The organism is Oceanicaulis sp. UBA6590 (assembly GCF_002433705.1).
In the GTDB taxonomy this organism is placed as follows: Bacteria; Pseudomonadota; Alphaproteobacteria; order Caulobacterales; family Maricaulaceae; genus Oceanicaulis.
Map to the genome: position 1 here is coordinate 32,740 of NZ_DJIQ01000039.1, position 12,187 is coordinate 44,926.

Sequence of the window (12,187 nt, forward strand, 5' to 3'; positions counted from 1 at the left end):
TTCAGGCCCGGATTGTTCATGTATGTTAACGGCGCAGCAGGCGCCTGACTCGTCCAAGTGGGAAACTAGGCCGAAGACCGCGCCGAAAAAAGCCGAATTTCGCCACGTTTCCGCCTTGTTTTGTTTGATTTCGCCCAACTTAAGCTCGATTATCGGGACATGGTTAATGCTTGGGCGTTGTGAACAGTGAGCATAAGGGGCCGGACCATGCGTGATGCGATTGAGACCCAAGATCGGCCGATCTCGAACAATCTCCTGGGCTTGAACCGGGGCCGTTCAGAGGATTCGGACGACGCCATGGATACTGAAATCGACCGCAAGACCCACCAGATGTTTGATCGTCTGACCGATGCGTATTATCGCGCCTCGGCCTCTTTCGACGCCTATCTGCATTTCCGCCAGACGCGGGGCCGCATGTTCGAGGAGGCCCTGCCGCGCGACAAGTGGATCAACCGCTCGGCCACCTATCCGGACAGCCACATCATGCACTTCTCCATCCTCGCCGGGATGGTTCTGGTGGAAGGGCTGATCAACGCCTACTTCTTTTCCAAAAGCTCCGACCTGGGCCTTCTGGGCGGCTGGATCCAGGCCATCACCGTGGCCTTCACCAACGTCATCACCTCCTTCTTCCTGATCGGTTTTCTGGGGCTGCGCCTGCTGCAGAACCCGGACAGGCCCTTCTCCTTCGCCGCGGCCATTATCGGCACGCCCATGGCGGTCGGCTTCGTGGTGTTCCTGAACTATACCGCCGCTCTTTATCGCGACCTTCTTGAGCTGAACGCCGCCACACTGGCCCTGGGCGATCTGGCCGAACCCACAGGCGCCATCCTGGCCCCGGTCAGCTCGGCTTTCAGCCTGACCGGAATCCAGACGCTGGAAGGCCTTCTGCTGTTCGGGCTCGGCATCACGTTCGCCGCCATCGCCGCCTTCAAGGGCGCAACCTTTGACGACCGGCTGATCGGCTATGGCACCGCCCAGCGCCGCGCCATCAATGCAGCCGCCCATCTCTCCGCCGTGCTCAAGCAATTGCCGCACACCCATCGCGAACATGCCCAGGACCCCGATGACATCGAGGCGAGCCTGAGCGCGCCGACACGCCGTGAGGCGATTGCGCTCAAGCGCAAGATCGACAAGTTCTTCGCGGCGGACAATTCGCGCTCCATCCAGCTCTACGAGCAGGCGCCGGACACCGATCTGACCGATAGCCGGGATGAGGCCAGCGCGGACAAACCGCCCTTCCCGGGCCGATAACGTCTAGCCATATGGCGGAGGGCGCCCCATGATGCGCTCCGCGAGCGGCTGGCAGAGGGGGCGTCAGACATATGCGCAGCAAGGATGTTCTCGGCATCGTCAACATTCTGATCGTGGCCGGGGTGCTCGGCGCGATCAGTTACGCTGCGCTTGTTCTTCAGCCGCCCGAATACGATCCCAACACGCTCTGCCTGAGCGGCGAGCAACCCGCTCACATGGCGCTGGTGATCGACAAGACCGATCTGTATTCCCCTGAACAGGCCCGGCGCATCGAAACGCTTGTGCTGGACAGCCGTGACCGGCTCGATATCGGCGAGCGCCTGTCGCTCTACGAACTCGACGCGCGCGGCGAGCTGATCAACACCAACAGCTTCTCACTGTGCAATCCCGGGCGCGGCGACCAGATCAATCCGCTCTATCGCAATCCCGCCCGTGTCGAAGCGCGCTATCAGGCGCTGTTTGAAGGTCCGCTGCAGAGCGCCCTCGCCGATCTTGTCGAACCCAAGGAAAGCCCGGCCAGCCCCATCATCGAGGCTCTGGCCGATCTGGCGCTGGAAGAGGAATTTGATCCCCGCACGCCGCGCCGCACCGTGGTTCTGGTCTCTGACATGCTGCAGAATTCGCGGCTATTCAGCGTGTATGGCCGGGCCCGGTCCGATCTTGCGAACCGCCTGCCCCCGCCCGCCCGCGTCGCGGCGCTGGTCGAGGACGAGTATGGCGATGTGCTAGCGGGCGTACGGATCGAGATCTACCTGATCGAACGCCGGGGCTGGAGCGCGGAAGACCGCGCCATCCTGCAGGCCTACTGGTCGGAAGTGTTCCGCCAGCTGGGCGTGCGCGAGGAGTGGCGGGCGCTCTAGCGCCGTCTGTCAAACTCAGGCGCTGGCCGCCAGCGCTTTCAGCTCCTCACGCAGAGCGTCCTTGCGGGCGTCATCGAACTCACGCCAGCCCGCGGCGTCGATGAAGCGCACATCCTTCATGCCCATGAAGCCGAGCACGAATTTCAGATAGCCCGTGGCGTAGTCGATCTCGGAACCCAGCGCCGTACCGCCGGTGGGCATGACGACCCAAACCGTCTTGTTCTTCACAAGGCCTTCCACATACGGATCGCCATCATCAAAGACATAGCGGAAGGTCTCGTTTGCACGCGCAACCAGATCAATCCACGCCTTGAGCGCCGCCGGGATGGAATAATTGTACATCGGCGTCGCGATGACGACGTGATCCACGGCCATCAACTCATCCATGACTTCGGTCGAGACGCGCAACGCCTCGATCTGAGCCTCAGTGCGCGTGGATGGCGGCGTGAAGGCGGCGTCGACAAAGGCCTCGTCCACAAAGGGCAGCGGGTTCGCCACCAGATCACGGGTCACGATGGCGTCCGCATCGCCGGCCAGCCCCCTGGACAATCGATCCGCCAGCTCACGGCTGGCGGACTGGGTGGTGCGACCGCTGGAATACAGGGTCAGGATGCGAGGCGCGGTCATGAAAACTCCTTGGGCCATCTGCAACGGAGGGCTCAAGACATGCCGACCGCGCCTCGCAAGCGCCAATCAAACGCCCACCACAATCTTGTGAGCGAGGCGGCTATTCCGCCGCCATCAGAGTCTCGGCGGTCGCCGTGCGCGCCAACTCGCGCACGGCGTCCTTCTGGTCGTCTTCCAGGAAGGGCCAGCCCATGCCGTCGATCACGCGCACATCGGTGATGCCCAGGAAGCCCAGGATGAAGCGCAGGTACGGGGTGGCGAAATCGGCTTCGGAATCCAGGCGCGCGCCGCCGGACGCCATGACAAGCCAGGCAGTCTTGCCCTTCAGCAGGCCCTCCGGGCCCGCTTCGCTATAACGGAAGGTTTCCCGCGCCCGGGCGACCTGATCGATCCAGGCCTTCAGCGAAGACGGAATGGAGAAATTGTACATCGCGACGCCGATGACGATGTGATCGGCGGCATGAAGCTCGGAGATCAGGGCATCAGAGCCTTTCAGCGTCTCGCGTTGCGCATCGGAGCGCTCGGACGGGTCGGTGAAATTGGCGCCGACCCAGTCCGCATCCACTTGCGGGACGGGACGGTCCGCCAGATCGCGAACCACAACATTGCCGGTCTCTCCGGCCAGCGCATCAGCCAGCAGGGACGACAGCTCACGGCTCAGGGAGCCGTCCTTGCGGGCGCTGGAATTGATGCGAAGGATATTGGGCGCAGACATAAGCCTCTCCATCAGTTTTGCGGCGGCGCCGCATCAGATGTCAGGGGATATGCCTACGCCCGAATTACCTGTGTAGACCGTGTTCTGGAAGCTTATTGCTTCCAGAACGGAAACTACTGGCTGGCCTCCGCCTGCTGCGCTTGCGGACGGAAATCCGTCTCGCTGTCCGCCAGCAGCCAGATCATCATGGTCCAGGCCGCCACGTTCTGCGCCATTTCCTCGGGCACGATCTTGTCGAACGTGTCGTTCGGCGTGTGATGGAACTCGAAATAGTCCTCGCCATTCTGCTCCAGCCGCACCATGGGAACGCCCATGTATTGCAGCGGGATCATGTCGGGGCCGCCGCCGCCTTCATTATCGCCGGGCACCACGCCAAGCGCCTGAAGTTCGCGATGGATGGCCGCGATTTCGGGCAGAGCGTGCTCGCCCACATTCGATCCCATGCGCCAGACTTCCCGGGCGCCGAAATCGGATTCAGACCCGATGATGTGATCACCGATCGTCCCGTCCTCCATGCGGGCGTTGGCGTAGGCGCGCGCGCCCACCAGCCCCACTTCCTCGGCGCCGAACAGCACCACGCGAATGGTGCGGCGCGGGCGGTGACCGCTGTCAGCGATCAGCTTGGCGGCCGCCGTGACAATGCCCACCCCGGCGCCATCGTCGAGCGCGCCGGTGCCAGTATCCCAGCTATCAAGGTGCGCGCCGATGATGACGATCTCCTCGGGCGCTTCAGAGCCCTCGATCTCGGCGATGACATTGCCGCTCATCGCCTGACCGCGCCAACCGGCGTAGGTGCGCATGGTGATGCGGATCGTCTCACCCATCTCGTGCAGGCGCTGGATCTGGTCCGCATCGGGCGCGGAGACCGCCAGCACCGGGATTTCCGGCTGACGTCCGTCAGGGAAGCTCATCATGCCGGTATGGGCGAAACGATTGGTGCTGGTGCCCACCGAGCGGATCAGAAGACCCGCCGCGCCCCGGTCCTCGGCCAGCACCCAGCCGTCGCGACGCTTGCGGTTGGCCCAGCCATAACCCTCGCCCGTCCGGCTGGCGACCATGCGGTCATTGACGAAGACCAGCTTGCCTTCAAGCGCATCTTCGGACGCGTCAGACGCCAGAAACGCGTCATAGCTTTCAAAGAAGACCACTTCAGCCTCGAGCCCGCCCTCGGGCGTGGCGGCCGCGCCGCCCAGAGAGATGGCGTAGACCGGCTGGGGATAGGGCGCGGTGATCGCCACTTCCTCATAGACCGAGCGTCCCCGGGTCCACAGATCGAGTTCGAACTCCTCCACACGGACATTCTGGAAATCGAGGCGTTCGAACATCTCCACCGCCCAGTCCCGCGCGCGGGCTTCCTGCGGCGTGCCCGCCAGACGCGGACCGATCTCGGTGCTCAGCGATTCCGTGATCTCATAGGCAAGATCGCTCTCAAGCGCGGTCCGCCCCAGGCTCTGGGCGATCTCGCGCGTTTCCGCATCAAGCTCGTAAATGTTGGTCTGGGCCTGGGCCAGACCGGCGGTCGACGCCAGGGCGGCGACCATGACAGTGCGCAGCATTCTGTCTCTCCTCCTCCGATTTGCCGTGACCTTATAGGCCTCGGCGCGAAAGTGGAAACCTGATCTGATGGTATGCGGAGCCCGGCAAATCCGTTTATAAGAACTCCCATGACAGAGACGTCCTCCAATCCCGACCAAGCCGCGCTTGAAACTGACGAAACCCTGGCGATTCCGCCGGCTTCGGATGGCCTTGTCCGCTCCCGCGGCGGACCGGTCGCCCATGAGCCGCCCGCGCCGGACTATGGCGCCTATGCGCCCGGATTCGTCAGCCGGATCGGTCTCGCGATCGGCCGGGCGCTGCCCGCCTCGCGCGCCGGACTGCGCCTCGCAGGCGCGGCGCGCCCCCTCGCGCTGAATGGCGTGAAGGCCGGGGTCGCGGATGTGGAGGCGCTCGGGCTGAAACTGCGCCTGCACCCCACCGACAATCTGTCGGAAAAGCGCCTGTTCATGACGCCGCAATGCTTTGATCCAGCGGAACTGGCCGCCCTGCGCGGCACGATGGGACCGGGCAGGACCTTCATGGATATCGGCGCGAATGCCGGCGCCTATTCTCTGGTCGCCGCCAAGGCCGGCGGTGCGAAATCGCGCGTCATTGCCGTCGAACCCCAACGCGAAATGCGCCGCCGTCTCAGCTTCAACGCCCGTCAGAACGGGCTGGGCAATATCGAGATGGCCGGCGTCGCCCTGGCCGATTACGAGGGCGAGGAGGTCATGCGCATGATCTCGGGCAATCACGGGCAGGCGCGGCTCGGCGGATCGGAGGGCGAAGCGGTGCGCGTCACCACGCTCCTGACCCTGATGGACGAGTTGAAGCTGAAGAAAGCCCACGCCATGAAAGTGGATGTGGAGGGCGGCGAAGCGGCGATCCTGTCGCATTTCTTCGCCAAGGCGGACAAGGACCGCTGGCCGGACCTGCTCATTCTCGAGCGGGCGGACATGGCCGATGGGCGCGAGACGCAAGACGCGGCCGCCCTCGCCCTGCGCAAGGGCTATGCCGTGCGACAAAGCACACGGATGAACGTCATTCTCGACCTCAAGGCGCCCTGAGCGCTCGATACAAGGACACGCCCATGAGCTCGCTGGAACGCATTCTCGAAGGCAAGAGCAGGGATCTGGGCGGGTTTTCCGTCGCCCGCATCCTGCCGGTCGCACACCGCCGCCATGTAGGCCCCTTTGTGTTCTATGACCAGATGGGCCCGGCGCGCTTCAAGCCGGGCCAGGGCATTGATGTGCGCCCGCACCCGCATATCGGTCTCGCGACCGTCACCTATCTGTTTGACGGCGAGATGGATCACCGCGACTGCCTGGGCGTGCACGAGACGATCCGGCCCGGCGATGTGAACTGGATGACGGCCGGCAAGGGCGTGACCCATTCCGAGCGCACCGGCGAGGACGCCCGCGCCAGCGGCATGTTCATGCACGGCATCCAGGTCTGGGTCGCCCTGCCCGACGACAAGCAGGAGATCGACGCCGAGTTCCATCACCACGGCGCAGATGAACTCCCCGCCTTCGAGAAGGGCGGCGCGCAGTTTCGTCTGATCCTGGGCGAGGCCTATGGCCACACTTCGCCGGTCAAGGTCTATTCCCCGATCGTCTACGCCCATATCGAGGCGAAGGCCGGCGCCGAATTCGACCTGCCCGAAGGCCACGAAGAGTTGGCGATCCATGTGGTGTCCGGGACCATCACCACCGGCGCCGAAACCATCGCGGGCGGCCAGATGGCGATCTTCACGCCGGGCGCGGTGACCGGACGGGTCAGCGTCAGCGAGGACGCCCGCCTGATGCTTCTGGGCGGCCAGTCCCTGGGCGAACGCTTCATGGAATGGAATTTCGTCTCCACTACGCGCGAACGGATCGAGCAGGCCAAGAACGACTGGCGCGCCTCGATCGCAGCCGGGTTCAAGGACACCCCGTTCCGCATGCCTGTGGATGAAAACGAATACATTCCCCTGCCCGGCGATCCGGAACCGGGCGAACCGCCCGCCTGCACCGAAGACCATCCCACCAGCTAGTCATGGGGGAGGACGCGCTCACGCCGCAACTGGTGGCGCAGATCATCGAGCGCGGCCCGCTGGAGGATCTGCAAACCCTGCCCATCGCCCTGTCGCTGGGCCTGCCCGACGGCGTGGATGTTCAGGCGGTCTGCCTTGAGCTTGCCGAGCACGAGGATGAGTATGTGCGCGGCAACGCCGTGCTGGCTCTGGGGCATCTGGCTCGGCTGACGGGCGATCTGCATGAGAGCCGGGTGCGCAAGGTGCTGAGCGAAGCCCTTGAGGATGAGAGCGAGTTTGTTCGCGGCCAGGCCGACAGCGCGCGCAGCGATCTGCACATGTTCATGGGCTGGGACTTTGACGGCTATGCGCAGTCCCAGGCCGACATCGCACCGGTTTTTCCCGAAGCGCGCTATCAGCTTTACATCATCGTGGACGCCGAGAGCCGCGTTCTGATCGAACGCGATCATCAGCCCGGCGAGATCGCGCCGTCCAACCGCTTCGCCCCGGATCCGCGCGGCCTCAGCCACGGCCATGACTGGCGCCTGCCGGGCTTTGCGATGGACGCCCCCCTGTCTACGCGCGCAAAAGCCCTCAACGCCGCCTGGGATGCCCGCAAGGGCACGGCCTTCGTCAATGAAAGCAATGTCTTTGATGAGGCTGTTCTGGTTCAGGCCGGCCAGGACAGCCCCATCGGCGCCCACGCCCGCGGCGACTGGGTCTGGCTGAAGCTGCGGACCTATTATTGCGACGGTCCATCCTCAGGCCTCTGGCCCGCCGCTCCCGGCATCGAGCAGCAATGGGTCGAGCCCGCCAAGGTGATGGCGGACCTGCCCGTGGGCGCCCATGACCGCTACGCGATCGCCTGTCTGGATGCGTTCTGGATGCAGCAAACGGGTGGGGCGTTCCTTTAAGCCCTATTGCAATCCCACCTGCCCTTCGAGCCCTTCCAGAAGCGCTGCCGGGTCAAACGCCCGACCGTTCAGAAAGACCAGCACCGGGCGCGTGATGGCGTCAGGATCGGTGAGCAAATCTCCCTCAAGCAGGACAAGATCCGCGCGTTTGCCCGTCTCCACCGAGCCCAGCTCATCCTCGCGCCCGATGACCCGGGCGCCGTTGAGCGTCATCACCTGCAGGGCCTCGGTCGGGGAAAAGCCTGCTTCCAGAAACAATGCGTAATTTCTCTGATCACCAAAGCCGGGAAGGTTGTGGCGACCCGGATCAAGCCCCGCCGCCAGAAGCCCGCCTGCCTCGAAAAAGGCGCGCTCGAACGCCAGTGCATTCGCAAAGGACGCATCCGGTTCGTTATCGCTCGCCTGAAGCTGCGCCTGACGCGCTTCATATCCCTCGCGAAAGGCGGGGGCGAGATACCGCACGATGCGGGCCTCGCCCTGATAGCGATAGGCGAACCGGCTTTCCACAATGGCGAGCGTGGAGACCAGCGCCGTTCCGTTCTCCACCAGTGTTGCGAAGACGCGCTGCGCGGCTTCACTGTCGGCCTCCACATGGGCCATGTTCGGCACGCTGCCGCCCACGCATTCCCCAGCAGGCTTGTCCGCGAGAAAGTCGCTCGCCGAGACAAGGCCGTGCTCGATCGTGTCGATGCCGAGCTCGGAAGCCTCTTCAAAGGTCAGGGAACACAAATGCCCGGCCACGCGCAGGCCCTGAGCATGGGCCTCGTCAATGATGGCGGCGGCGATATGGGGTTCGACCCGGCGATAGAGCTTGATCCAGCCCACGCCCGTCTCCGCCCAGCGACGCACGAAGGCCCTTGCCTCGTCTTCACTGGCGGGCTGCACCATGACCGGCGCATCCCCGGGACCGCTGACATAGGGCGCTGACGTGGCCACCCGCGGCGACAGGGCGCTGCCGGTTTCCGCCGCACGCGCCATGGCGAGATCGGCCATGGGCGAGGCCGCGCCCACCGTGCGGATCGTGGTGACGCCGCCCGCGAGATAGAGCCGGCTGGCCGCGCGCTGCAACATGGGCGCGCCGGGCATGTGGGTGTGATCATGGGCCCCGACGAGTCCCGGGATGAGCGTATACCCGGTTCCGTCAATGACCTGAACGCCCGCCGTCGCCTCGATCGCGCCTGATGGCGCCAGCCGGGCAATGCGCCCGTCTTCAAGCAGAACGCTCATGCCTGATTGCGCAGGACCGCCTGCCCCATCCAGAACGAGTACATTGTCGATCAGGACCGGGCCGTCCTCGAAGGCGAGGTAAGGCTCGACCGGGTCGAGCCCGTCCGGCGCCGGCTGGACAGCCAGAGCGGTCCCGGCAGAGCCGAGACCGATGACACTGAGAACAACCGCAAACACAAGCTGATGCATCTCATCTCCCCTGAAGCTGGAGCTCAGGGTGATGAGACTCGCGCGTCTGGCAAGTTACGGTCTGGTTACGAGCCTATTCTGCTGCGCGCGGGGCGCCGGAACGGCGCTGGCCGCCGCCCCCGCCGCCTCGACGATGACGCTGGGGCTTGCCGCCGCGCGGTCCGCCCTTTGAGCCTTCACCGCTCCGAGGGGCGCTCGCCTGAGCCTGACCACCGCCGTCACCCTGCCCCTGGCCCTGACCACGACGCCCGCCGCGACGGCGACGCTTGGATTTCGCCGCTTCGCCCTTGGGCATGGGGGGCGCATCATTGAGGCCCTGAATGGCGACGCCCATGGTCTTCTCGATGTCCTTGAGCATCACGCGCTCATCGGGCGCACACAGCGCCACGGCCCGGCCGCTGGCGCCGGCGCGCGCGGTCCGGCCGATACGGTGGACATAGTTCTCCGCCACATTGGGCAGCTCGTAATTGACCACCAGATCCACGCCGTCCACATCAATGCCGCGGGCGGCGATATCGGTCGCCACCAGCACCGGCGCCTCGCCGGACTTGAAGGCGTCGAGCGCGCGCGTGCGCTGGTTCTGGCTCTTGTCGCCATGAATGGCGTTGGCCTTGTGGCCGTATTTCACCAGACGCTTGGCCACCCGGTCCGCGCCATATTTGGTGCGGGTGAAGATGATCGCGCGCTTGCCGGCCTCGGGCGCCATCAGATCGATCAGCGCATCGGGCTTGGCCGAGGCTTCGGTGTAGAACACCTTCTGATCGATCCGCTCCACAGGCTTGGAGGGCGGGGTCACCGCCACGGTTTCGGGATGATCGAGGAAGTCATCGGCCAGCTGGCGGATCGCCGGCGCCATGGTGGCGGAGAACATCAGCGTCTGACGCTCCTCGCCCACCATGCGCAAGAGCTTGCGGATCGCCGGGATGAAACCGAGATCCAGCATCTGGTCGGCCTCATCCAGAATGACGAACCGGGTGAGATCGAGCCGCGCCTTGCGCTCGCCCAGATGGTCCAGAAGACGGCCCGGCGTCGCGACAAGAATGTCCACGCCGCGCGCCAGCGCCTTGATCTGCGGGCCGGCCTTCACGCCGCCGAACACAACCGTGCTCGTCAGTTTCGTATGGGCGGTATAGGCCTTCACCTGCTCTTCGATCTGGGCGGCGAGCTCGCGCGTTGGCGCGAGAATCAGCGCCCGGCAGGAGCGGCCCGGGGCCTGCTTGTTCTCGGCCAGCAACTGGTGAACCAGCGGCAGCACGAAAGCGGCGGTCTTGCCGGTGCCGGTCTGCGCCAGACCGATCAGATCATGGCCTTTCATGACAGCGGGAATGGCGCGCGCCTGGATCGGCGTCGGCGTCTCATAGCCCTGTTCGGAAATGGCGGTGAGAATGGATGGATTGAGACCGAAGTCGGTAAATTTGGTCAAGATAACCTCAAAGGAGCGCTCGCGGACGATCTCCGGGCGCTGGATATTCATCAATGGGACAACTGGATCGTTCAGCCGCCGTACAAGGGCGAAACCCGCCCACGCCCGGACCTTCAAACGGGAGTGCTCTCACTCCGGCTGATCCGTCGCCGCGCAACCCGTCTTGTCCGGGGCGCGTGCTTGCGTAGCGCCTCCTTGCGCCCAATCGGACGGAAAGGCAAGGGCGCAGAACGGCTGTGACTTCGTTTATACTTGAGAGGGACTGAAGGCGCGACGCCTGACGCAGGTCCCAAACAGCAAAAAGCCCCGGCCAATGGCGCGGGGCTTTTGAACTTTGGGTGCGGGGGCGTGCAACCAACGATACTTGCGATTGGTCGAGCGTCAAATCCCGAAGCTTGCCGCTTAGCATAACCTGTTCTGCCGGCTTTGAAAACCGCTTTGGCGGCCCGCTGACTTGCTTACGGATACGAGTCGGAACTGACCAGGTAGCCTCCAACCTTCAGCCCCGCGCCCGCCCAACCAACCTGTAGCTGGTGCTGCGGCCACCAGCATCCTCCTTCTCAAGCACACCCCGGTCAACCAGGTCCGTGATGTCGCGGAGCGCAGTGTCGGAGGAAACCTTGGTCAGCTTTGCCCATTTCGAGGATGTCAGCTTTCCCTCAAATCCATCGAGCAGCCGGTTGATCACGGCGCGCTGACGCTCGCTGAAGATCTCGCCTGCCATGGCCTCCCAGAAGCGTGCCTTGTGCAGAACGTGGCCCAGAACCTCTTCAGTGCCGTCGAAAGCCCGGTCCAGGCATCCGAGGAACCAGTCGAGCCAGCCGGTGATGTCTAACCCGCCCTTCTGCGTTCTTTCCAGCATGGCGTAGTATTCTCCTCGCTCACGCCGGATCCGGGCCGACATGCTGTAGAAGCGCTGCGCACTCCCCTCGGATCGGGCCAGAGCCATATCGGCGATGGCGCGGGCGATACGCCCATTCCCGTCCTCGAACGGATGGATCGTCACGAACCAGAGATGGGCGATGGCCGCGCGGATGACCGGATCCGTGGCATCGCGCGTCTCGAACCAGTCCAGGAACGCCGCCATCTCGTCCGGCAGGCGTTCTGCCTTCGGCGCTTCGAAATGCACGCGCTCACGCCCGTAGGGGCCGGAGACGACTTGCATCGGTCCGGTCTCCGGGGGGCGCCATGCGCCGACGGCGATCCGGGCCATGCCGCTGCGCCCGGTCGGGAACAGTGCGGCATGCCAGGCGAAGAGCCGTTCCGCGGTGAGGGGGGACGCATAGTTCTGCGTCGCATCCAGCATCATCTCGACCACACCCTCGACGTCACGATCGACCGGGGCAAGCGCACCGATCTCCATCCCGAGGCGCCGGGCAATGGAGGAGCGCACTTGTGTGAACCGGCATGCAAAATTGACCCCGTAGCGGGGTG

At 64.6% G+C, this 12,187-nt stretch carries 10 protein-coding genes and 1 pseudogene; 5 read left to right on the forward strand and 6 right to left on the reverse strand.

The window, feature by feature from the left end; all coding sequences use genetic code 11:
• Positions 1-207: 207 nt before the first annotated feature.
• Both B2Z70_RS08340 and B2Z70_RS08345 read left to right on the forward strand, forming a co-directional pair.
• Positions 208-1,251 (forward strand): hypothetical protein, encoded by a 1,044-nt coding sequence (locus tag B2Z70_RS08340; protein WP_009800548.1) that lies wholly within the window; start codon positions 208-210, stop codon positions 1,249-1,251.
• 71 nt (positions 1,252-1,322) lie between these two features.
• Positions 1,323-2,111 carry a hypothetical protein gene (locus B2Z70_RS08345; RefSeq protein WP_292982434.1) on the forward strand — a complete coding sequence of 263 codons (789 nt, stop codon included), beginning with the start codon at positions 1,323-1,325 and terminating at the stop codon, positions 2,109-2,111.
• A 15-nt stretch (positions 2,112-2,126) separates the two neighbouring features.
• Here B2Z70_RS08345 and B2Z70_RS08350 read toward each other — a convergent pair whose 3' ends face one another.
• The 3 genes from B2Z70_RS08350 to B2Z70_RS08360 form a co-directional block, all read right to left on the reverse strand.
• On the reverse strand, positions 2,127-2,738 hold the full coding sequence (locus B2Z70_RS08350; RefSeq protein ID WP_292982436.1) for an FMN-dependent NADH-azoreductase: 612 nt from the start codon (positions 2,736-2,738) through the stop codon (positions 2,127-2,129).
• Between the two features lie 100 nt (positions 2,739-2,838).
• Positions 2,839-3,453: an FMN-dependent NADH-azoreductase gene (locus B2Z70_RS08355; protein ID WP_292982438.1), complete on the reverse strand. Its 615-nt coding sequence runs from the start codon at positions 3,451-3,453 to the stop codon at positions 2,839-2,841.
• Between the two features lie 113 nt (positions 3,454-3,566).
• The gene (locus B2Z70_RS08360) at positions 3,567-5,009 is read right to left on the reverse strand and encodes a M20/M25/M40 family metallo-hydrolase (protein ID WP_292982439.1); all 1,443 of its coding nucleotides are present in this window, start codon (positions 5,007-5,009) and stop codon (positions 3,567-3,569) included.
• 108 nt (positions 5,010-5,117) lie between these two features.
• Between B2Z70_RS08360 and B2Z70_RS08365 the strand changes: the two genes are divergently transcribed.
• From B2Z70_RS08365 to B2Z70_RS08375, 3 genes are read left to right on the forward strand one after another with little or no spacing between them, the layout of a single operon-like run.
• Positions 5,118-6,056, forward strand: a complete 939-nt coding sequence (locus B2Z70_RS08365) for an FkbM family methyltransferase (RefSeq protein ID WP_292982440.1) — start codon at positions 5,118-5,120, stop codon at positions 6,054-6,056.
• Positions 6,057-6,079: 23 nt separating this feature from the next.
• Positions 6,080-7,021, forward strand: a complete 942-nt coding sequence (locus B2Z70_RS08370) for a pirin family protein (RefSeq protein ID WP_292982441.1) — start codon at positions 6,080-6,082, stop codon at positions 7,019-7,021.
• A 2-nt stretch (positions 7,022-7,023) separates the two neighbouring features.
• Entirely contained in the window at positions 7,024-7,914 is an 891-nt protein-coding gene (locus B2Z70_RS08375) for a HEAT repeat domain-containing protein (RefSeq protein WP_292982443.1), read from the forward strand.
• Positions 7,915-7,917: 3 nt separating this feature from the next.
• On the opposite strand, the gene B2Z70_RS08380 is transcribed toward B2Z70_RS08375, so the two are convergent.
• The 3 genes and pseudogenes from B2Z70_RS08380 to B2Z70_RS08390 all read right to left on the reverse strand — a co-directional run.
• Complete coding sequence (locus tag B2Z70_RS08380) at positions 7,918-9,330, reverse strand: amidohydrolase family protein (protein ID WP_292982445.1); 1,413 nt, start codon at positions 9,328-9,330, stop codon at positions 7,918-7,920.
• 73 nt (positions 9,331-9,403) lie between these two features.
• On the reverse strand, positions 9,404-10,753 hold the full coding sequence (locus B2Z70_RS08385; protein ID WP_292982447.1) for a DEAD/DEAH box helicase: 1,350 nt from the start codon (positions 10,751-10,753) through the stop codon (positions 9,404-9,406).
• A 499-nt stretch (positions 10,754-11,252) separates the two neighbouring features.
• A pseudogene (locus B2Z70_RS08390) lies at positions 11,253-12,149 on the reverse strand (Fic family protein); the annotation flags it as partial.
• Positions 12,150-12,187 lie beyond the last annotated feature (38 nt).

What these genes read in the sequence shown, in the direction of transcription:
- B2Z70_RS08340 (WP_009800548.1), top strand. Translation starts at nt 208, where the DNA reads ATGCGTGATGCGATTGAGACCCAAGATCGGCCGATCTCGAACAATCTC.
- B2Z70_RS08345 (WP_292982434.1), top strand. Translation starts at nt 1,323, where the DNA reads ATGCGCAGCAAGGATGTTCTCGGCATCGTCAACATTCTGATCGTGGCC.
- B2Z70_RS08350 (WP_292982436.1), bottom strand. Translation starts at nt 2,738, where the DNA reads ATGACCGCGCCTCGCATCCTGACCCTGTATTCCAGCGGTCGCACCACC.
- B2Z70_RS08355 (WP_292982438.1), bottom strand. Translation starts at nt 3,453, where the DNA reads ATGTCTGCGCCCAATATCCTTCGCATCAATTCCAGCGCCCGCAAGGAC.
- B2Z70_RS08360 (WP_292982439.1), bottom strand. Translation starts at nt 5,009, where the DNA reads ATGCTGCGCACTGTCATGGTCGCCGCCCTGGCGTCGACCGCCGGTCTG.
- B2Z70_RS08365 (WP_292982440.1), top strand. Translation starts at nt 5,118, where the DNA reads ATGACAGAGACGTCCTCCAATCCCGACCAAGCCGCGCTTGAAACTGAC.
- B2Z70_RS08370 (WP_292982441.1), top strand. Translation starts at nt 6,080, where the DNA reads ATGAGCTCGCTGGAACGCATTCTCGAAGGCAAGAGCAGGGATCTGGGC.
- B2Z70_RS08375 (WP_292982443.1), top strand. Translation starts at nt 7,024, where the DNA reads ATGGGGGAGGACGCGCTCACGCCGCAACTGGTGGCGCAGATCATCGAG.
- B2Z70_RS08380 (WP_292982445.1), bottom strand. Translation starts at nt 9,330, where the DNA reads ATGCATCAGCTTGTGTTTGCGGTTGTTCTCAGTGTCATCGGTCTCGGC.